This window comes from Nocardioides ganghwensis, from assembly GCF_014779655.1.
In the GTDB taxonomy this organism is placed as follows: Bacteria; Actinomycetota; Actinomycetes; order Propionibacteriales; family Nocardioidaceae; genus Nocardioides; species Nocardioides ganghwensis.
This window is the reverse complement of the sequence record NZ_JACXYX010000001.1, coordinates 225,262-244,359: the sequence shown is the minus strand read 5'-3', so window position 1 is coordinate 244,359 and position 19,098 is coordinate 225,262. Positions and strand designations below refer to the sequence as shown.

The following is a 19,098-nucleotide window of genomic DNA, read 5'->3' as shown; positions in this document are numbered from 1 at the left end:
ACGGGGAATGCGCATCACTCGCTTCGTCGCCGGCACCGTCTCCGCCGGCCTGCTCGGCCTCACGCCGATCGCCATCGCCGCACCGGGGCACGCGGCCGACACGTGGACCACCACGACCACCGCCACGCCCAGCGCGACCGGCGTCACCTACGGCGACGACCTCTACATCTCCGTCGACGTGGCCAGCTCCGACGGCTACTCGCCCGGCAGCACCGACGGCACGCTCACGCTCTACGCGATGGAGGCCGGCACCAGCGCCTGGGTCCCCGTCGCCACCGCGGCCAACACCTACTCGTCCTTCTACGACGTGAAGCCCAAGGCCACCACCGCCTACAAGGTCGTCTACAGCGGCTTCACCGACCCCGACCAGGGCACCTACGGCGACAACTACACGCCGAGCGAGTCCGCGACCTTCACCATCGGCGTGCAGCGCAACGTCAAGATCGACAACGCCAAGGCGCGGATGACGATCAAGGGCAAGATCAAGCCCGACTACAAGCGCAACAAGGTCAAGGTCCAGATCAAGAAGGGCAAGCGCTACGTCAAGTTCAAGACCGTCAAGACCACCCGGAAGAGCACGTTCCAGGTCCGCCTCCCGGCCCCGCGCCGCGGCAACAAGCTCTACTTCAAGATCACGGTCCCCGGGAACTCGAAGTTCCTGTCCTACAGCGAGGTCTGGTACACCTACAGCTACCGCTCGACCCTCACCCCGCGCATCGCGAAGCTGGGCTGACGTCACCGGTCACTGACCTCACGACCGGCTCCGCCAGCACTGCTGGCGGGGCCGGTCGTACTGTTGCACCCTCCCGAACCCCCGAGAGGACCACCGCCCGATGTCGACCCGACTCGCCGCACGCACGTGCGTGGCAGGACTGGCCGCAGGACTGCTCGGCGTGACGTCGCTCGGCACCACCCCGGCCGCTGCGGCGCGTGACACGCTCGCCACGACCACGGTCGCCGAGCCGGAGTCGCAGACGATCGACTTCGGGGAGACGATCGACGTCACGCTCGAGGTCGACGGCGAGAACGGCTTCTCGCCCACCGAGGGCACCTCCACTCTCTGGGCACGCGAGGCGACGAGCTCGAGGTGGAAGGCCGTCACCACCAACACCTCGGCCTCCCTCGACTTCTTCGACGTGCGCCCGTGGATGACGACGACCTACAAGGTCGTCTACAGCGGCCACGAGGCCGCCACGAGCAGCGACGACAGCTACGAGCCCAGCGAGTCCGCCCCCTTCACGGTCGAGGTCGCCCGCACGATCACCCGCCCGACGGGCGGGTTCAAGGTCTCGGGACGGGTGCGGCCCCGCTACGGCGAGCGCCCCATCGTGGTGAGGGTCTCCTCGGAGGAGCGCGGCGGCTTCACGCGGTTCACCAGGATCAGGACCGACCGGCGCGGCCGGTACTCGCTGGTCCTCCCCCGACGCAGCGGCGTCTGGTACTGGTCGTTCGTGGTCAAGGCCGACCGGGCGTACGCCGGCACCCGGTTCAAGTGGCGCACCTGGGTCTCTCCCGAACGCGCGCGCTGACGCCCGACCCGCGGACCATCCGACCCTTTACCGTTCGGCAGTCGGACACATAGGTTCGCCTGTCATGAACCAGCTCTCGGGACACGACCACCTGCCCACCCACCGATCCGACCAACCGACCCGCCTGGCCACGGGCGACGGGGCCGGCGCCCTCAGCCGCCGCGGCCTGCTCGCCGGCGCCGCGGGAGGCGTCGCAGTCATCGCCGCCGGCCAGCCGGCCTGGGCCGTCGACGCGACGCGTCCCGGTGCCCTGCGCGGACCTGCCCTCGCCTCCCGCGACCGTCAGGTCGTGCGCGGCATCAGGCCGGCCCGCGCCCTCTCGGACCTGCGCACGCTGTCCGAGGGCATCGGACCTCGCATCGGCGGCACGGCGTCGGAGAAGGCGGCCGCGGAGTTCGCCCTCACCACCTTGCGCAGCGCCGGGTGCAGCGACGTACGGCTCCAGCCGTTCCCGGTGGCGGACAAGTTCCTCGCCGACATCGGCGACCCGGACGGTCAGCTGCCCGACGACCTCTGCTGGCAGGCCGGCGCGTCGCCCGACGCGGGGCTCGACGTCGCCGTGACCGGGCGGGTCGTGGACGTGCGCGCCGCCACCGCGCCCACCTGGCCCGCCGACGAGGCCGCGGTCACCGGTGCCGTGCTGCTGGCCGACGACGCGCAGGACGCCGACCCGGCCACGCGGGTCAACCTGCGCGCCGCCTTCGTCCTCGAGGCACAGCGACGTGGCGCCGCCGCCGTCGTCCTGCTGCCGGCCGACCTCGCGCACCCGCGACGCGCGTCCGCTGCCTCGCTGCGCCTCGTGCCCACCACCGGGTCCACTCCCCCGGCACCCACCCCGGTCGCGACCATCCCGGTGCTCGGTATCGCCCAGGTGCAGAAGCGGCTGCTGCGCGAGGACCTCGCGGTCCGGCCGCTGCGGCTGGCCGTCAGCACCACCGCGCACCGCGGGCTGACCAGCAACAACGTCCTCGCCGACATCCCGGGCCGCCTCGGACCGGCGGGACCCGTCGTCTACATCTCCGGTCACTACGACTCGGTGATCGGGGCGCCCGGCGCCAACGACGACGGCTCCGGCACGGTGCTCACGCTGGAGCTGGCGCGCGTGCTGAGGAAGCTGCCCACGGGCGACGCGACGATCCGGCTGGCGCTGTGGGGCTCGGAGGAGCAGGGGCTCATCGGGTCTCGCCACCACGTCGCTCAGCTGCCGCAGGCCGAGAGGGACCGCATCCGCGGTGTCTTCCAGAACGACATGGTCGGCACCAGCTGGAGCCCGGCCACGCGCTACTGGCTGCTGTCGTTCTCCGGCACCGGCAATCCCACCACCGACCAGGTGGCCGCGGCGGCGACACGGCTCGGCTACGACCCGCAGATCTCACCGGTCACCCAGCGCGGGGCCAGCGACCACCAGTCCTTCCAGGAGGTCGGCATCGCCTCGGCGAACTTCTCCTGGCGCGGGGAGGCGACCCCGGCGCTGCTGGAGCCGCCCTACCACTCGCCCGAGGACACCATCGAGAAGAACATCTCGATGGACCGGCTCACGGTGAGCATGGAGCTGATCGGCTGCGCGGCGTACGCCCTGGCCCACTGACGCGGCGCACCTCAGCTCGCGGGCGGGGGCGGACCGGCGTCCACCTCCGCCTGCGAGCGCAGGATGCAGAACTGGTTGCCCTCCGGGTCGGCGAGCACGACCCAACCGGTGCCGGGTCCGTACTGTCCGCGCTGGTCGCCCACCAGGGTCGCGCCCAGACCGAGCACGCGCTCGACCTCCTCGTCGCGCGTGCCCTCGCGCGGACGCAGGTCGAGGTGGATGCGCTTGGCGGGCAGCTCGACGTCGGGCACCTCGATGAACAGGATGCTGTGCCCGGTCCCGGGGTCGACGATCATGCACTCCTCGTGCCCCGGCTCGTTGGGGTCGCCCTCGACGTCGACGTAGCCGAGCAGCTTCTTCCACCACTCCGAGAGCTCGTAGGCGTCATGGCAGTCGACGGTCGTGTGCGCGACGAAGGAGGTCATGGCGCCACGCTGGCAAGTCGGGCGGCCACCCGCAAGCGGATATGCTCGCCCCGCCCCGCCGAGGGGGCCACCTGACGAGGGAGCCGTACCAGGACAGCGACAAGACGGCCGTCGAGGATATGGCCATGTCGTGGTTCGTGCTCGTCCTGTCCGGCGTCCTGGAGGCGGTGTGGGCCACCGCCCTCGGCCGCTCCGACGGACTCACCCGCCCGGTGCCGACCGCCACGTTCGTGGTCGCGCTCGTGCTCAGCATGGGCGGGCTCGGCTACGCCATGCGCACCCTGCCCGTCGGCACGTCGTACGCCGTGTGGGTCGGCATCGGCGCGACCCTGACCGTCCTGGTCGCGATGACGACGGGCGCCGAGTCGTTCTCGGTGGCCAAGGCGCTGCTGCTGACCGGGCTCGTGGGCTGCATCGTGGGCCTCAAGCTCGTCCACTGACGAGCGGCGTGCCCTCACTCCGTGCCGTGGCGCCTGACGAAGTCGACGATCTGATCGGCCAGCTCGGGCCGGCACACGATGAGGTCCGGCAGCGAGGTGTCGTCCTCGTTGTAGACCAGGGGCGAGCCGTCGACCCGGCTGCAGTGCAGGCCGGCGGCGCGGGCGACCGCGACAGGAGCGGCGTTGTCCCACTGGTACTGCCCGCCGGCGTGGACGTAGGCGTCGGCGACGTCGCGCACCACGCTCATCACCTTCACCCCGGCGCTGCCCATCGGCACCAGCTCGGCGTCGAGCTCGGCGGCCAGCGCCTCGACGAAGGCGGGCGGGCGGCTGCGGGAGACGGCGATGCGGGGGCGATCGGAGGTGCGCGGGGGCACGACGCTGGGGCGGCCGGTGCTGAAGGTCTCCCCGAGCGCCGGCTGGGCGACGGCCCCCGCGACGAGGTCACCGTCGGCCCACAGCGCGACGTGGACGGCCCAGTCGTCGCGCGGGGGCTCCGAGAACTCCCGCGTGCCGTCGAGCGGGTCGATGATCCACACCCGGTCCGCCGTGAGGCGCGACTTGTCGTCGGCGGCCTCCTCGGAGAGCACGGCGTCGTCGGGGCGGTGCTCGGTGAGGAGCCGGTCGAGCTCGGCCTGCGCGGCGGCGTCGCCGGCGTCCTTGAGGGCCTTGCCCTCCAGCCCGTCGGCGGCGGCACCGGCGCGTACGTCGAGGAGCACGGCTCCGGCCCGTTCGGCCGCCCAGACGGCGAAGGCGTGGTCGTCGAGCGAGGTGGGATCGATCATGCCGGTCAGCCTATCGACGGGCCAGCGTCACCGCGCCGCCGCTCACCTCGCCCCTCTTCGCCGCGTGCTCGGCCTCCGGGCCACCGCCGTCCTCGCCGCCCTCCTCACCGACCTCCTCACCCGTCTGGCGCGGGGCCGGGACCAGGTCGACTGCGAAGACGCGTTCGTGGGCCTGGTGGTACATCGCCACGGCCTTGAGCTGCGTGGGAGCCCCGAGCTTGGCGCGCAGCGACTTGACGTGGCTGCGCACCGTGCCGCTCGAGACACCGAGCTCGGCGCCGACCTCGGAGACCCGCCGTCCGGTGGCGAGCAGCTCGAGCACCCGGCGCTGCTGGGGGGAGAGCGTCGCCATCAGGGCCTCGAGGCGTTGCTGACGGTCGACGGTGAGCGCCCAGGCCGTGCGCAGGGCGGTCCGCCGCTCGGGATCCATCACGGGGCGACCGGCCTCCAGCTGGTCGACCGCCTCGGCCAGCTGGGCCACCGCGGTGGTCTGCGTGAGCAGGTCGAGCTGCTCCGACTCCAGGAGCCTGCCCCACCTCACCGCACCCTCCGCCGACGTGACGACGAGGACCCGTACGCCACCGATGGTGAGGTAACGACGGACATGGGTGATGACGGCTTCGTTGTCAAGCCCGTCCGTGATGACCACCAGGTGTCGAAAGCGGGGAGTCACCCCTCCCGCCGGCGCGCCTGTCGCGAGCGGGGTCTCCCACGCCATCGCCTCCGCGGAGGTGCCGACAGACCTCAGTGCAGCCGCCACGGCCTGAGCCACCAGGAGGTGCGGCGACACGACACCCACGCGCCCCGATACGCCCATCCGCCCTCCTCCGCCGGCCACTGTGGTGCGAGCATGACGGCCCCGATCAGGCGTGGTGTCGACCCTCTGGCCAATGTGCACACAATTGGGGACGGATCGCACCGACCCTCCGACGCGGCCTGCCCGACCGGGCCGGCGGGGGCAGTGGCCCCTCCTCGGCACGACGCCGGGGCGGACCCGGACCGCCGTCGCCCGCGGGTTCCGTCCGCGCGCGGACGGCCTGTCCGGCAGGGCCATCTTGGCCTGCGCTGGACGTGCGCTGACCACGACCTTGCGGGGTTCTTGACCAATATTTGGCAAGGCCTCCCGGCTCCGGACCAGACCGGACCTCCCACAAATGGGGTACGGAGCACGAAGGGGTGGACAGGCGGTGGGAACAGTCCGAAGGTGCTGGTGGGAGTTCTGCTCGCTCGGGGTGATCGGGTCGCAGGCCGCTGGGGAGTGGCCGTGGTCCGCGAGCAGGAAAATTACGCATGACTATGGGGGAGCACCATGCTCAGTTCAGCCATCAGTGCGCGGGCCAGGTGGTCGGCGCCGCGAGCCACGACCGGGATCGTCGGTCGCGCACTCGTCGGACGAGCGCTGGCCAGCGCCGGCGCCGTCCGTCCACACCTCGTCTGGAGGACCAGGCGCCCGGCGCCCGACCACGACCCGGGCCCGGACCCGTACGGGTCACGTCACGAGGTCGTGACACAGAGCAGCACGACCCGCGAGCAGCGCGAGCTGCTGCACGAGCTGCGCAGCACGATGGCCGGGCTGGTCTCGGGGTCGGTGATGCTCGACAACCCCGACGTGTCGCCGGAGGCCCGGCAACGGCTGTGGGAGTCGATGCGCCGCGAGCTCGACCGGATGGACCGCCTGCTGTCGGGCCGCATGGGTCCGACGGCCGAGATCGACCTCGACCAGGCCCTCGAGCCCATCCTGGAGCTCCAGCGGCTCAAGGGCCGCCACGTCGAGGTGCGGGGCGCCGGTGACGTCGTCCAGGGCCGGTACGACGCGCTGGCCGAGGTGCTCAACATCCTCGTCGACAACGCGGCCACGCACGGCGGCGTCGACCACAGCGTCGTCGAGGTGGTCCGGCGCGACGAGGACACCGTCGACATCCGCGTCAGCGACGAGGGCCGCGGGATCCCGCCGGAGCAGCGCGACCACATCTTCGACTGGGGCCTGCGCGGCGAGGACTCGCCGGGCGAGGGCATCGGGCTGAACCTCGCCCAGCGCCTGATGACCGAGGACGGCGGGTCGCTGCGGCTCGCCGAGCACGAGGGCAACGGTTCGTCGTTCGTCATCACGCTGCCGGCCGCCCGCCGGCCCGCGGACGACGACGTGGCACCGGGGAGCCGTCGTGCATGGACTTACTAGGGCCGACCACCGCGTCCTGATCATCGACGACCACGTCCTCTTCGCCGAGTCGCTCGAGCTCGCGCTGTCGCTCGAGGGCTACGACGTACGCCGCCTCGAGCTGCCCGAGGAGGGCGGCTCGATGGCCACCCTGCGGTCGCTGGCACTGCGCGCCAACCCGCGGACGGTCATCCTCGACCTCGACCTCGGACGCTTCGGCGACGGCGTCAACCTGATCTCCCCGCTGGCCCACGCCCACGTCAACGTCGTGGTCGTGACGGCGTCGCAGGAGCTCGGCCGATGGGGCGAGTGCATGCGGCTCGGTGCGCGCAAGGTGCTGACCAAGAGCGGCGCGCTGCAGCAGGCGCTGTCGACGGTCCGCCGGCTCCACCAGGGACTGCCGGTGACCACCCGGGAGGAGCTCGAGTCACTGCTCGACGCGTGGTCGCACCAGAGCCGGGTCGACGACGACATCCGACGACGCCTCGACCGCCTCACCCCGCGTGAGCGCCAGGTCCTCGAAGCGCTCATCGAAGGACGCACGGTGCGCGCCATCTCGCAGGACAGCGTGGTGTCGGAGGCCACCGTGCGCACCCAGGTGAAGTCGATCCTCAACAAGCTCGAGGTGTCGTCCCAATTGGCCGCGGTCGGCATGGCCAACCAGATCGGCTGGAGGCTCGGCGTATGACCAGCGCGGGAGTGAGCGGCATCCGCGCCCTCTCGCCCCGGACCTCGAGCCTCACCCGCGACACCTTGGAGGAGATGGCAGCCGCCCAGGACCACCGGGGCGGCGGCGGGGCCGACGTGTGGCTCGGCCCCGACGTCGGCCTGGCCCGGTCGAGGCCGGCCGCCTCGCCCCTCCCGGACGGACCCGCTGCCGACCCGAGCCCCCAGCCGGCGCGGTCGGTCGACGGGCGGTGGGTGGTGGCCCTCGACGGTGCGGTCCGCAACCACGTCGCCCTGCGCGCCCACCTCGACTACCCGTTCCGCAGCCGGGACGACGCCGAGCTCGTCGTCGCGGGGCTCGCGCTCGAGGGCATCAGCTTCGTGGAGCGCCTGCAGGGCCAGTTCGCCCTCGTCGCGCACGACCTGCGCACCGACACCACGCACCTGGTCCGCGACCGGATCGGCGTCCTGCCGCTGCACTACCGCCACGTCCCCGGCGGCATCGCCTTCGCCTCCGAGGTCAAGGCGCTCCTCGTGCTCGGACCGCGCCCGGGCGTGGACCACCGCAGCCTCGACGCCTACCTCGCGCACCGCACCGTGCCCGCGCCCGACACCCTGTTCGAGGGCGTGAAGAAGGTACGCCCCGCGCACCGCGTGGCGATCATGCCGGGGGGGCACCTCGAGGAGACGGCGTACTGGTCACCGCCGGACACCGACCCGGACGGGACCTGGACACCGGACGACGCGATCGAGGCCGTGCGCGACGGCGTGCGCGAGGCGGTGCGCTCCGCTCTCGACCCCGGTGCGCCGGTGGGCATCAACCTCACCGGCGGGCTCGCCAGCAGCCTGCTCGTCGCCCAGGCCCAGCAGCTCGGCGGCGACGAGCCGGTGCACACGTTCTCCCCGGCCTTCGGCGACGGCGCACCCGACGAGCTCGCCCGGACCGGGCGGCTCAGCCGCCTGCTCGGCACCCGTCACCACGACGTGCACCTGCACCGGCCCGACCTCGACGAGCTCTGGGGCCCCCTGACCTGGCACCGCGACGCCCCGCTCTCCGGCCCGGCGGACCTCGCCGCCCACGTCCTCGCGCGGGCCGCGGGCGAGCACGTGCCGGCCATCCTCTGCGCGCAAGGCGCCGACGAGCTCTTCGGCGGGCACCAGCGCTACCGGCTGGCGGGCGTCGCGGAGCGGTCGTACGGACTGCCCGGCCTGCCCGCGCCCCTCCGCTCGGGACTCGGTCGCCGGGTCGAGCGCCGGCTCGGCGCGACCTTCTCCGCGCCCGAGCGCCGGCGCCTCCTCGGCCAGGCACCTCCGCGGGACCGCCGCTCGGCGCCGAGCGTCGGGGTGGATCCGGTCGACCGGATGCTGCGCCACGACCTGCGCCACACCCTGCCCGACGACGTCCTCGAGCGCCTCGACCGGATGTCGACCGCGGCCTCGCTCGAGGTGCGCCTGCCGCTGCTCGACCACCACCTCGTCGAGCTGGCCTTCCGGCTGCCGACCTCGGTCAAGGTGCGTGCCGGGTGCACCACCTGGGTGCTCCGGGAAGCGGCCCGTCCGCTGCTGCCCGACGAGGTCATCGAGCGCCGCGTGCTCGAGCCCGGCGCCGGGTCCTGGTGGTACGCCGGCATGCGCGACACCGTGCGCGAGCGCCTCACCGGCCCCGGGTCGTGGATCGCGCAGACCCTCGACCAGTCGCTCGTGCGCGACCTCCTGCTGAGGCACGAGCACGGCGGTCACGAGCAGGACCGGATCTGGGCGCTCGTGTCGCTCGAGGTCTGGCACGAGGCCTTCTTCTCCGACCTCTCCGAGACCCCCGCCCTCCCCCGACCGCGGGGAGCGGCACGCCCGGTCGCGGCGAGCACGGCGCACCTGTCCTGACGTGCCGCGGCGGTCGAGGAGGGGGAACCTCGACCGCCGCCACTGGTGCGCTTCGTCGTCCATGGCGAGATGTGGGGCTGCTCGCCATCCACTCGGTCACACAGACCATCACTGGAAGAATGAGCGTCGCGAACCAGCGTGGTGCACCTCTTCAAGGGTAGGTCCGGGCAGTCGCGCGGCCCATCCCTACGAGTAGGTATTTGGGCACTGCACGGCTTTCGCCGATTCAGGGCATGCCGCACGCAGGCCGCGTTCCTAGGCTCCGAAGCACGGTCGGGGGGTCGTCCTCCGTCCGATCCGTGAGGCGAGAGTGAGGGGCACATGACGCAGACCACGGTCCGCACCACGTCGCTCGACGATGCACCGCTGGTCCCCACCGTCCCCCGGCCTCGCGACACCGAGCCCCAGACGCCCTCGGACGCCCCGCTCGCCGCCGCCACGAGCCCGGCACCGGTCGAACCCGCACCCGCCGACCCGGCGCCCGCCGACCTGGCACCCGCCGTACCGGTCGAGGAGCTCGGTCGCCGACGGGCGCGCCGGAGCTGGCCGGTGCTGGGAGTCGACCTCGTCCTCGCCCTGGCCGTGGCGGGAGCAACCGGGCTCGCCCTCGAGACGCTCGAGCTCGAGCTCGCGGTGGCAGCCGCCACCGCGTGGCCGCTCCTGCTCCTGGTCGCCGGCCACTACCGCGGCCAGTCGCTGGGCGAGAGCCGCGGCAGGCGTGCCTGGTCGGCAGCCTGGACCGGCGTACGCACCTGTGTCCTCGTGCTCGCGCTCACCCCGTGGCTCGGCGCCGCCACCGGTCCGCTGGCCGACCCGCTGATGCTGGCGCAGCTGGTCGCGATGTTCGCCATGGCGAGCACTGCGCACGCCCTGCTCGTCACCCGACGACACCGGCCCCGGCTGGTCCTCGCCGGCCGGCCGCGGGACGTCCGCGAGGCGATGCTGGAGCTGGAGCTGGCCGGTCACCACGAGGTGGTCGCCGCCTGCGTGACCCGGGCGTCGAAGGTCCCTCTGGGCGACCTGCCGACGTACGTCGGGCTCGGCGCCGCCGCCGAGGTGGCCGACGGTCACCGAGCGGACGCCGTCGTCGTGCTGCCGGGCGCCCGGCTGGCCGCCGCCGAGGTCCGCCGGCTGCACTGGGCCGTCGCGGCCGTGGGCGCCGAGCTCTGCGTCGGCACCGGCCTCATCGACGTCACCCCCGGCCGGGCCCGGGTGCTCGCCTCGGGAGGCCTGAACCTCGTGCACGTCGTCCCCGCCGCCCTGCGTGGGCCGCGGCGGTGGGTCAAGGAGGTCGTGGAGCGGGTCGCCTCGATCGTGGGGATGGTGCTCCTGCTGCCCGTCATGCTCGCCCTCGGCCTCATGGTCCGCCTCGACTCCCCCGGCCCGGCGATCTACCGCCAGGAACGCGTGGGACGCGACGGCCGGCTGTTCACGATGTACAAGTTCCGGTCGATGTCGACCTCCGCCGACGCCGACCGCGCCCACCTGGTCGCGTGCAACGAGGCCGACGGGGTGCTCTTCAAGATCCAGCAGGACCCTCGCATCACCCGGGTCGGCCGCTGGCTGCGCCGCACCAGCCTCGACGAGCTGCCCCAGCTGTGGAACGTGGTGCGCGGGGAGATGTCGCTCGTCGGCCCGCGGCCCGCGCTGCCGGACGAGGTCGCGCGCTACGACGTGGACCCGCGGCGCCGCCTGGTCGTCAAGCCAGGCATGACCGGACTGTGGCAGGTGTCCGGCCGCTCGGACCTCTCCTGGGCCGAGTCGGTGCGCCTGGACGTGCGCTACGTCGAGAACTGGTCGCTGGGGATGGACCTGGCGATCATGGTCCGCACGCTGCGGGCCGTCGTGTCGAGTCGCGGCGCGTACTGACCGGCTGACCGGCGAGCGGACGGGATCGGTCCCCGCTCAGCGGGTCGTCGGTTCTCAGTCCGCCTGCCCCAGGGCGCGCTCCGCGAGCCGCACCGCGCCGGCCTGGTCGGTCTTGCCGTTGCCCAGGCGGGGCAGGGCGCGCACCGGGACGAGCCGGTCCGGCAGCACGCCCGGCGCGACGCGGGTCGCCAGGTCCTCGCGCACCGCCGTCAGGGGGTGGCCGTCGCCCTCCACGAGCGTGACGAGGGACCCGCCGCGCGTGGCGACGGTGTAGCTGACGATGCCGCGCACGTCGCGGATCGCGGTGTCGACGTCGTCGAGGTTCACGAAGCCTGCGCTGCGCTTGACCAGCCGGCCCACCCGGCCCAGGCAGTAGACCTCGCCGTCCGCCACGACCCCGCGGTCGCCGGTCACGACGCGGCCGGGCTCCCACCGGGGGTAGTCCTGGCCGTGCCCGCCGAAGAGGTAGCCGTCGCCCACGTGGGGCGAGTGGATGGCGAGCACCTCGTCCTCCCCCACCGCGTCGTCCCCCACCGTGTCCTCCCCTGCGTCCTTCTCGTCCCGGACCAGGCCCACCCGCCAGGGCCCCACCCGTCCGCGGCCGACGGACACCGACCCGTCGCGGGCGCGCACCTCGTCGGGGGACGCGTACGCCGCGGCGCTGGCGAAGCCGCCGGTCTCGCTCGTGCCGTAGGTGTTGACGAGGGTGGCGCGGCCCAGGCCGAGCACCGTCCTGGCCTGCGCCGGGCTGAGCCGGTCGCCGCCCGAGCCCCAGACGCGCACCTCGCACGGGGCCCCGCGCCCGGCCTCCGTCGCGGCGAGGTCGACGTAGCCCGGTGCCAGGCGGACGTGCGTCGCCTCCCGGCGGGCCAGGAAGGCCAGCGGGCGCACCCGGTCGGCGAGGGAGCCCGACACGTGCAGCGACGCGCCGGCGGCCAGCGCCAGCAGCCAGTTGGTGAGCGCGAGGTCGTACGACGGGTGGGTGGGCTCGGCCCACCGGGCCGCGGAGTCGAGGTCGAGGGCCTCCGCGCCGTGGGGCAGGAAGTCGGCGAGGCACGCCCACGACGTCAGCACCCCCTTGGCGCCGGTGCCGGTGGTCCCCGACGACATCGCGACGTAGCCCGCCGTGACGGGGTCGGGCCGTGCGGGGTCGGCAGGACGCGGGTGCACCCCGCTCGCGTCGACCACCACGTCGGGGTCCAGCGCGTCGAGGACCGCGTCGGTGCGCGGACCGGCGCCCGGGTCGAGGAAGCACACCGTGTGGTCGCCCAGCACGGCCGCCAGCAGGTGGGTCACGGTGGCCACCGAGCCGGGCAGGACGACCGCCACGAGCGGCCGCTCCCGCGGCGACGTACGAGCGATCGCGCGGGCGACGTCCTCCGCCTCCCGCAGCGCGTCGGCGAGGGTGAGGGAGGAGCGCGAGTCCGCCACCACGCTGGCCGGGGCACGCGCCGCCGAGGCGCGCACCAGCTCGGACAGCGCGTGCATGTCAGGCCGTGCAGGCGTCGACGTGGGCGGCGAGCGACTCGACCGTCCCGAAGACCTCCGCGGTGATGTCGTCCTCGTCGAGCTCGAAGCCGAACCGCTCCTCGATCGCGGTGATCAGCTCGACGAGGGCGAGAGAGTCGAGCTCGGGCAGGCTGCCGAACAGCTCGGTGTCGGGCGCGTACCGGCCGGGGTCCCCGCCGAGCAGCTCGGCCAGCAGCCCGGCCAGTGCCTCCTCGGTCGGGTGGGCCGCGGGCCGGTCCAGCGTCCGGGCGGCGACCGCCTCGCGGGTCGTCTCGTGCGTCATCTCGTGCCTCTCTCGTGCATGTCCGGGTGGCTGTGAGTCCTCACACCAGCACCTCCAGCGGCGCCGGGTGGCTGAGGAAGGCGGTGGGGCTGGCGGTGTGGCCGTAGGCCCCGGCCTGGAAGAGGACGACGAGGTCGCCCACCTCGCCGCGCGGCAGCCGCACCTTGTCGCCGAGCAGGTCCAGCGGGGTGCAGAGGCACCCCACGACCTGGACGGTCTCGACGTCGCCCTGGTCCATCCGGGTGCCGACGGCGATGGGGTAGTTGCGGCGGATCACCTGCCCGAAGTTGCCGGACGCGGCCAGCTGGTGGTGCATCCCGCCGTCGACCACGAGGAAGGTCGTGCCGCGGGACTCCTTGCGGTCCACGACGCGGGTGACGTAGACGCCCGCCTCCCCGACGATGTAGCGACCGAGCTCGAGCAGGACGCGCGCCCCCGGCAGCCGGGGACGTACGAGCGAGCGCATCAGCTCCTCGAGGTTGTCGCCGACGGCGCCGAGGTCGAGCGCACGGTCCTTCTCGTAGTAGGGGATGCCGAGGCCGCCGCCGAGGTTGACGTAGGTCGGCTCCGCGGTCATCTCGTCGGCCATCCGCAGCACCAGGTCGACGGTGCGACGCTGGGCCTCGGCGAGGATGTCGGCGTGCAGGTTCTGCGACCCGGCGAACACGTGGAAGCCGCGCAGGTCCAGCCCCCGGGCCTCCATCTCCTTCAGCAGCCGGGGCGCCTCCTCGACGTCGACGCCGAACTGCTGCGCTCCCCCGCCCATGCGCATGCCCGAGCCCTTGACCTCGAAGTCGGGGTTGAGTCGCAGGGCGACGACCGGACGGATCCCGGTCTCCTCGCCGATCGCGGTGATGCGGTCGACCTCGAGGGGCGACTCGACCTCCACCACGACCCCGGCGGCGACGGCCTGCGACAGCTCCGCCACCGACTTGCCGGGACCGGCGAAGCTCACCATCCCCGGCGGGAGCGGGGTGTCGAGGGCCAGGCGCATCTCGGCACCGGAGGCGACGTCGAGCGAGTCGACGACCCGGCTCAGGTGCTGCACCAGGGCCGGCATCGGGTTCGCCTTGACGGCGTAGCTGATCTCCAGGTCGTCCGGCATCGCGGCCCGCAGCCGCGCGACGCGCTGGGTGAGCAGCTCGCGGTCGTAGGCGAAGAACGGCGTGCTGCCCACGCGCTGCGCGAGGCGGGACAGGGGCACGCCCCCGACGAGGAGCTCGCCGCCGTCGGTCGCGGGGTCGAGGTCGGCGTGCACCGACCCGGGCCCGCTCACCACGCCAGGCACGTGAGCTCGCTGTAGAGGTAGTGCACCTGCTCGGGCGCGAGGGACGGGCTCCGGAACATCTTGGGCCGGGGGCGGGACAGGGCCGTCGCCCGGCGCAGCGGGCCGCCCGACACCCGGCGCTCGACCAGCGTGGCGGCGATGCCGTGCCGGGTCAGCAGGTGCGTCGCGACCCGGCCGGCCTCGGCGCGGAAGAGCTCGGGGTTGCTGACGTGGAGGACCGACCCGAAGGCGCGTACGCGCTTGCGGGTGTCGCGGCGGAACACGACGTAGCAGTGCTCGCGCGGCGTGCGGACGACCAGGTGCCGTGCCGCCGCGGCACGGCGGTGGTCGCGGTAGAGCGCGAGCTCGTCGGGCGACAGGCTGCCGAGCAGCGTGTCGGGGTCGGCACTCACCTGCGCCGCGCCCGGCCGTGCCGGCAGCGGCGCGTTGGCGAGGAGGTCGGTGGTCGTGTCGAGGTCGACGAACTTCAGCCGCCGGTTGAGCTCCACGACGTTGCCGCTCGGCGAGAAGTCGGTGAAGTGGTAGCCCTCCTGGCCCAGCAGGCGGGTCAGCAGCCGGACGCCCTGCGCACGGTGGTCCGGCAGGACGCACCAGGCGCCCAGGTTGCAGAACCGCTCGAGGCGTCCGTCGACGGGCTGCTGCGAGTAGTAGGCGAGGTAGGCCCCGACGACCGCCCCGTCGGCGTCACGCAGGTGGAACCCGTGGTTGGGCTGCTCGCTGGCCCAGGGCACGGACAGGGCCCGCGTCCACCGCTCGGCGGGCACCCGGTGGTTCAGGTGCTCGGTGAGGAAGCGCGCCACATCGGGCACGTCCGCGGACATGATCGGTGACAGCCGTGCCCCCACCGTGCCTCCCCTCACTCCGTACGCCGGCGCCGGCCCCCTGCCGTCCCCTGCCGGTCCCCCGTGGCGACCACGTGACGAACCCCGTCGGCGGATGCTCGGATCGTAGGTCGCGCGAGCGACGCGGGACGCCCGCGCGGCTGCGCATACCCAAGTCGGGGGACGGTTGGTGCCGTCAGGCTCCCCACTCGGGACCTCGGGGGGCGCGCAGCGCCGCCGGGCTCAGCAGCGTCCGGACCGCGCGACGTGACGTGGCCCGCCCGAGGGCCGCGCGGCTCGCCTCCCGCAGGAGCAGGGCGACCCAGAACGCGGCCGAGCGGACGGGACCGTTGCGGCCGGAGAACAGCTTGACCCGGTTGGCCACGAGCATCGACCACAGCCGTGGCGAGGAGGTCGAGTCCCCGCCGAGGTGCACGGCCATGGCGGTGGGCACGTAGCAGGTGGTGAGGCCGGCGTCGCGGACCCGCAGGTGGAAGTCGGTCTCCTCGGAGTAGAGGAAGAAGCTCTCGTCCCAGGGTCCGCAGCGCGCCCAGCACTCGGCACTGATCAGCTGCGTCGACCCCTCCGCCCAGTCGGTGGGCTGGCTCCGCTCGTACTCCCCCGGTGCGGTCACCACCTCGCCCAGCGTGGCGATGCCGCCGGCCCGGGACGCCCCCAGGACCGTGTCGGCCACGGCACGCAGGAGGGTGGGTTCGCGCCGCATCGACGGGACCAGCACGCCGTCGCCGTCCACCAGCCGCGGCACGGCCACCCCCACCCCTGGCATGTCGAGCGCGCCCAGGAGGGCGGGCACGCAGCCCGGCGCGAGGCGTACGTCCGGGTTGAGCACCAGCAGCGCCTGGTCGGCGCGGGCGTGCCGCGCGCCGGCGTTGATCCCGGCGGCGTACCCGGCGTTGCGCCCCATCTCCACCACCACGGCGTCGGGAGCGAGCGCGCGCACCCGCTCGACCGTGCCGTCGCTCGAGGCGTTGTCGACCACGACGAGCCGCCACGGCACCTCGCCCATGCCGACCGGGAGGGAGTCCACGAGGTCGGCGACGAGCGCGGCGCTCTCGTAGGTCACGACCACGACGACGACCTCGTCGGTGCGACCCCCGGACATGCGGTCATCCTAGGTTCGACCGTCGGGGCACCTCGCCCCCGAAATGGGCGAAGACCGGGCGGGGGCCGAGCCCCTAGGCTCGGGCCACTGCTCGCCGGGGACGGGAGGCACCATGCCGGGGCGCTGGGCGTCGGCGGTCGCCTCGCTGGCGGTGGTCGGCCTGCTGCTTGGCTCGCTCCTGCTCGCCGCGGTGCGCGTCGGGGACCCCGGGGCCAGACGGCTCATCGAGCTGGCGTCCCTCAGCCCCCTCGGCCTCCCTCTCGCCGGGGCGGCCCTGCTGGTGGCCCTCGTGCTCCGCGCCCTGGGCGGGCCACGGCGCGCTGTCGTCGTCTCGCTGGTCGCCGCCGTGTGCCTGGTGACGGTGCACGCCTGGTGGCTGGCACCGTCGTACGCCGGCTCGCGGCCGGTCGGCGGGCCTGCGTCGCTGGTGGTGCTGGCGCAGAACTTCGAGTACGGCGACCCGGCGGCGCTGGTCGGGCTGGTGCGCGACGAGGACGTCGACGTCCTGGTCCTCACCGACGCCGACAGCGGCCGCGTCGACCCGCTCCTGGAGGCGGGGATGGAGGAGCTGCTGCCCCACTCGGCAGGGATCGGCGAGGGCGGTGCGGTCGTGCTGAGCCGGATCCCGGTCACGGGGACCGAGCTGCTCCACGCCGGGTCCGCGAGCCGGCTGGTCGAGCTGGAGGCACCCGGACTCGGGGCCGTGACGATCGCCGCCGTGCACACCCGGCCGCCCTACGACCCCGATGCGTGGCGCGACGACCACGAGCAGGTCCGTACGGCGCTCGCGCGGGTGCGCGCCGACGCCGACCGGGCCGTCGTCGTGGCCGGGGACCTGAACGCCACCCTCGCGCACGCACCGGTGCGACGCCTCGTCGACCTCGGCTTCAGCGACTCCGCGGTGCAGGCCAACGCCGGCTGGTCGCCGACCTGGCCGTCCGGGTCGCACCAGCGCCGCCTCGGCCTGACGGTGCCCGCGTTCGCGGCGATCGACCACGTGCTGACGTCGCCACGGCTGGTGGCGACGTCGTCACGGACCCTCGACCTGCGGGGGGCAGATCACAGGGCGGTGCTGGCCACGGTCTCCGTGGCCGGCTGAGGCACCCGCACCTCCGGCGGGACCGGCGCCGGCCGCAGCACCTCGGCGCGACGGCGCCGGCCGCGGTCACGCACGAACGCCTCCAACGCCGCAGGGTCGTCGAGGTCGACGTACGCCCGGCCGAGCTCGTCGCGGTCCGCGTCGCGGACGGGAAGGACGGCGTCCGCGGCGGCACGCGGGCGGGGCGCCTGCACGACCGGCCCGAGCAGGTCGCGGAACACCGACACGTAGACCTCGGCCTGCTGCCGCCAGTCCAGGACGTCGCAGACCCGCTGCCTGGCCCGCAGGCCGAGCCCGACGCGCAGCTCCTCGTCGTCGAGGAGGCGCTCGACGTGGTCGGTGAAGGCCGTGACGTCCCCCGCCGGGGCGTAGAGGACGGTGTCACCGCCCGAGACCCGGGTCTCGATGAGGTCGAAGCACACCGACGGGAGCCCGTAGGCCATGTACTCCATCGTCTTGTTCATCGTCGACACGTCGTTGAGCGGCGACTTCGCGTCCGGGCACAGCCCGAGGTCGGCGGTGCTGAGGTGCTCGGCGATCTGGGCGCGGTCGACCCGCCCGGTGAACGTCACGACGTCGTCGAGCCCGCGGGCGGTGCAGTCGGCCCGCAGCTGCTCGAGGCAGTCGCCGAAGCCCATGAGCACCGCGCGCACGTCGCGACGACCGCGCGTGCGCACCAGCTCCTCCATCACGTCCAGGACGGTGTCCACGCCGTCCTGCGGGCCCATGATGCCGAGGTAGGCGAGGGTGTACGGCGCGTCCGCCGGCCGCTCCTCCGGGACGAGCGGGCGCATCGCGGTCGTGTCGGGTCCGCTGCGGACCACCTTCACGGTGCCGGGCACGCAGCCGCCCCGCGTCAGCGCGACGTTGCGGTAGGACTCGTTGGTCGAGATGACCCGGTCGGCCGTGCGGAAGGTCTGCCGCTCGAGCCACGTGAGCGCCCACATCTCGCAGCGCTCGCGCAACGAGCGCGGGTCGCCGAAGCGGGACCGGAAGAGCTCGGGGTTGAGGTCGTGGTGGTCGAAGACGAACCGCACGCCGCGGCGCTTCCACCACCTCGCCAGCAACCAGTAGGTGTCGGGCGGGTTGCACGCCTGGAGCGCCTGGAAGGGCTGGCGCCGCCACACGGTGCGGCTGAGCAGCGCCGTGCGCACCCAGCAGTAGACGAACTCGAGGGCGTAGCCCAGCAGCCCGCGCGCCTCGGGCGGCGGACGGTACTTGTAGATGTGGACGCCGTCGATCACCTGCCGTGCCGGGTCGCCCGGGCCCTTGGGGCAGATGACGCTCACGTCGTAGCCGTGCGCGCGCAGGGCCTGGCACTCCAGCCAGACCCGGCGGTCCAGGGGCACCGGCAGGTTCTGCACGACCACCAGGACGTGCCTGGCCGACGGGTGCACTCCTCGCGCCCTGCTCATCCGGCGATCCCTCCGCACGTCTCGCGACACGTCCCGTCCCACGTCCCGTCGCGCTGCACCGCGCGGCCTCCGTACCCGGCCATCGACACTCCCCCTCGAGCCATCACTGGCCCGGAGCGTAGGAACGCGGACGGTGGCCGCGACGCGAGCCGCGTCGATATGCCCCAAGCAGGGGACGTACGTGCCCGCCGCCGCCAGACGCGTCGGCGGCCGCCCTAG

Annotated in this window: 18 protein-coding genes and 1 riboswitch; of the genes, 9 read left to right on the top strand and 9 right to left on the bottom strand. The window is 73.7% G+C overall.

The features are described from left to right. Positions 1-7: 7 nt before the first annotated feature. From IEZ24_RS01160 to IEZ24_RS01150, 3 genes are all read left to right on the top strand, one after another. Complete coding sequence (locus tag IEZ24_RS01160; protein ID WP_129456323.1) at positions 8-733, top strand: hypothetical protein; 726 nt, start codon at positions 8-10, stop codon at positions 731-733. Positions 734-833: 100 nt separating this feature from the next. Further along, positions 834-1,529, top strand: coding sequence for an immunoglobulin domain-containing family protein (locus IEZ24_RS01155; RefSeq protein ID WP_129456324.1), 696 nt, complete (start codon positions 834-836; stop codon positions 1,527-1,529). A 64-nt stretch (positions 1,530-1,593) separates the two neighbouring features. Next, positions 1,594-3,117 (top strand): M28 family peptidase, encoded by a 1,524-nt coding sequence (locus IEZ24_RS01150; RefSeq protein ID WP_129456325.1) that lies wholly within the window; start codon positions 1,594-1,596, stop codon positions 3,115-3,117. Between the two features lie 11 nt (positions 3,118-3,128). On the opposite strand, the gene IEZ24_RS01145 is transcribed toward IEZ24_RS01150, so the two are convergent. Beyond that, positions 3,129-3,542 carry a VOC family protein gene (locus IEZ24_RS01145; protein WP_129456326.1) on the bottom strand — a complete coding sequence of 138 codons (414 nt, stop codon included), beginning with the start codon at positions 3,540-3,542 and terminating at the stop codon, positions 3,129-3,131. Between the two features lie 47 nt (positions 3,543-3,589). Further along, positions 3,590-3,655: riboswitch (guanidine-III (ykkC-III) riboswitch) on the top strand. Positions 3,656-3,667: 12 nt separating this feature from the next. Between IEZ24_RS01145 and IEZ24_RS01140 the strand changes: the two genes are divergently transcribed. Further along, on the top strand, positions 3,668-3,982 hold the full coding sequence (locus IEZ24_RS01140) for a DMT family transporter (RefSeq protein ID WP_129456327.1): 315 nt from the start codon (positions 3,668-3,670) through the stop codon (positions 3,980-3,982). A gap of 14 nt (positions 3,983-3,996) precedes the next feature. Here the strand turns inward: IEZ24_RS01140 and IEZ24_RS01135 are convergent, their stop codons facing one another. Continuing rightward, entirely contained in the window at positions 3,997-4,767 is a 771-nt protein-coding gene (locus tag IEZ24_RS01135) for a 3'(2'),5'-bisphosphate nucleotidase CysQ (RefSeq protein ID WP_129456328.1), read from the bottom strand. A gap of 10 nt (positions 4,768-4,777) precedes the next feature. Then, the gene (locus IEZ24_RS01130; RefSeq protein ID WP_129456329.1) at positions 4,778-5,584 is read right to left on the bottom strand and encodes a response regulator transcription factor; all 807 of its coding nucleotides are present in this window, start codon (positions 5,582-5,584) and stop codon (positions 4,778-4,780) included. Positions 5,585-6,271: 687 nt separating this feature from the next. Between IEZ24_RS01130 and IEZ24_RS01125 the strand changes: the two genes are divergently transcribed. The 4 genes from IEZ24_RS01125 (at position 6,272) to IEZ24_RS01110 (ending at position 11,341) form a co-directional block, all read left to right on the top strand. Next, positions 6,272-6,946 (top strand): sensor histidine kinase, encoded by a 675-nt coding sequence (locus IEZ24_RS01125; RefSeq protein ID WP_129456330.1) that lies wholly within the window; start codon positions 6,272-6,274, stop codon positions 6,944-6,946. Continuing rightward, positions 6,930-7,613, top strand: a complete 684-nt coding sequence (locus IEZ24_RS01120) for a response regulator transcription factor (RefSeq protein ID WP_129456331.1) — start codon at positions 6,930-6,932, stop codon at positions 7,611-7,613. The genes IEZ24_RS01125 and IEZ24_RS01120 overlap by 17 nt, the downstream gene beginning before the upstream one ends. Beyond that, the gene (gene asnB, locus IEZ24_RS01115) at positions 7,610-9,472 is read left to right on the top strand and encodes an asparagine synthase (glutamine-hydrolyzing) (protein ID WP_129456332.1); all 1,863 of its coding nucleotides are present in this window, start codon (positions 7,610-7,612) and stop codon (positions 9,470-9,472) included. The genes IEZ24_RS01120 and asnB overlap by 4 nt, the downstream gene beginning before the upstream one ends. A 321-nt stretch (positions 9,473-9,793) precedes the next feature. After that, positions 9,794-11,341 carry a sugar transferase gene (locus IEZ24_RS01110; RefSeq protein ID WP_129456333.1) on the top strand — a complete coding sequence of 516 codons (1,548 nt, stop codon included), beginning with the start codon at positions 9,794-9,796 and terminating at the stop codon, positions 11,339-11,341. Between the two features lie 54 nt (positions 11,342-11,395). Here IEZ24_RS01110 and IEZ24_RS01105 read toward each other — a convergent pair whose 3' ends face one another. The 5 genes from IEZ24_RS01105 to IEZ24_RS01085 all read right to left on the bottom strand — a co-directional run bounded on the left by IEZ24_RS01105 (position 11,396) and on the right by IEZ24_RS01085 (position 16,365). Next, the gene (locus IEZ24_RS01105) at positions 11,396-12,829 is read right to left on the bottom strand and encodes an AMP-binding protein (protein ID WP_129456334.1); all 1,434 of its coding nucleotides are present in this window, start codon (positions 12,827-12,829) and stop codon (positions 11,396-11,398) included. A 1-nt stretch (position 12,830) separates the two neighbouring features. Then, on the bottom strand, positions 12,831-13,133 hold the full coding sequence (locus IEZ24_RS01100; RefSeq protein WP_129456335.1) for an acyl carrier protein: 303 nt from the start codon (positions 13,131-13,133) through the stop codon (positions 12,831-12,833). Positions 13,134-13,173: 40 nt separating this feature from the next. Then, positions 13,174-14,421, bottom strand: coding sequence for a pyridoxal-dependent decarboxylase, exosortase A system-associated (locus IEZ24_RS01095; protein ID WP_242498565.1), 1,248 nt, complete (start codon positions 14,419-14,421; stop codon positions 13,174-13,176). Then, positions 14,406-15,266 (bottom strand): hypothetical protein, encoded by an 861-nt coding sequence (locus IEZ24_RS22180; RefSeq protein ID WP_207206893.1) that lies wholly within the window; start codon positions 15,264-15,266, stop codon positions 14,406-14,408. Before IEZ24_RS22180 ends, IEZ24_RS01095 begins: the two co-directional genes overlap by 16 nt. Before the next feature lie 172 nt (positions 15,267-15,438). Continuing rightward, positions 15,439-16,365 (bottom strand): glycosyltransferase family 2 protein, encoded by a 927-nt coding sequence (locus IEZ24_RS01085; protein WP_129456336.1) that lies wholly within the window; start codon positions 16,363-16,365, stop codon positions 15,439-15,441. 112 nt (positions 16,366-16,477) lie between these two features. Here IEZ24_RS01085 and IEZ24_RS01080 point away from each other — a divergent pair, with 112 nt between their 5' ends. Beyond that, positions 16,478-17,464: an endonuclease/exonuclease/phosphatase family protein gene (locus tag IEZ24_RS01080; RefSeq protein WP_165356158.1), complete on the top strand. Its 987-nt coding sequence runs from the start codon at positions 16,478-16,480 to the stop codon at positions 17,462-17,464. On the opposite strand, the gene IEZ24_RS01075 is transcribed toward IEZ24_RS01080, so the two are convergent. Then, the gene (locus IEZ24_RS01075; RefSeq protein ID WP_129456338.1) at positions 17,425-18,879 is read right to left on the bottom strand and encodes a glycosyltransferase family 4 protein; all 1,455 of its coding nucleotides are present in this window, start codon (positions 18,877-18,879) and stop codon (positions 17,425-17,427) included. The two genes, IEZ24_RS01080 and IEZ24_RS01075, sit on opposite strands and share 40 nt — an antisense overlap. Between the last annotated feature and the right edge of the window lie 219 nt (positions 18,880-19,098).

Excerpts from the sequence above, each read along its gene's own strand:
- IEZ24_RS01160 (WP_129456323.1), top strand. The coding sequence starts at position 8 with ATGCGCATCACTCGCTTCGTCGCCGGCACCGTCTCCGCCGGCCTGCTC.
- IEZ24_RS01155 (WP_129456324.1), top strand. The coding sequence starts at position 834 with ATGTCGACCCGACTCGCCGCACGCACGTGCGTGGCAGGACTGGCCGCA.
- IEZ24_RS01150 (WP_129456325.1), top strand. The coding sequence starts at position 1,594 with ATGAACCAGCTCTCGGGACACGACCACCTGCCCACCCACCGATCCGAC.
- IEZ24_RS01145 (WP_129456326.1), bottom strand. The coding sequence starts at position 3,542 with ATGACCTCCTTCGTCGCGCACACGACCGTCGACTGCCATGACGCCTAC.
- IEZ24_RS01140 (WP_129456327.1), top strand. The coding sequence starts at position 3,668 with ATGTCGTGGTTCGTGCTCGTCCTGTCCGGCGTCCTGGAGGCGGTGTGG.
- IEZ24_RS01135 (WP_129456328.1), bottom strand. The coding sequence starts at position 4,767 with ATGATCGATCCCACCTCGCTCGACGACCACGCCTTCGCCGTCTGGGCG.
- IEZ24_RS01130 (WP_129456329.1), bottom strand. The coding sequence starts at position 5,584 with ATGGGCGTATCGGGGCGCGTGGGTGTCGTGTCGCCGCACCTCCTGGTG.
- asnB (WP_129456332.1), top strand. The coding sequence starts at position 7,610 with ATGACCAGCGCGGGAGTGAGCGGCATCCGCGCCCTCTCGCCCCGGACC.
- IEZ24_RS01110 (WP_129456333.1), top strand. The coding sequence starts at position 9,794 with ATGACGCAGACCACGGTCCGCACCACGTCGCTCGACGATGCACCGCTG.
- IEZ24_RS01105 (WP_129456334.1), bottom strand. The coding sequence starts at position 12,829 with ATGCACGCGCTGTCCGAGCTGGTGCGCGCCTCGGCGGCGCGTGCCCCG.
- IEZ24_RS01100 (WP_129456335.1), bottom strand. The coding sequence starts at position 13,133 with ATGACGCACGAGACGACCCGCGAGGCGGTCGCCGCCCGGACGCTGGAC.
- IEZ24_RS01085 (WP_129456336.1), bottom strand. The coding sequence starts at position 16,365 with ATGTCCGGGGGTCGCACCGACGAGGTCGTCGTCGTGGTCGTGACCTAC.
- IEZ24_RS01080 (WP_165356158.1), top strand. The coding sequence starts at position 16,478 with ATGCCGGGGCGCTGGGCGTCGGCGGTCGCCTCGCTGGCGGTGGTCGGC.
- IEZ24_RS01075 (WP_129456338.1), bottom strand. The coding sequence starts at position 18,879 with ATGAGCAGGGCGCGAGGAGTGCACCCGTCGGCCAGGCACGTCCTGGTG.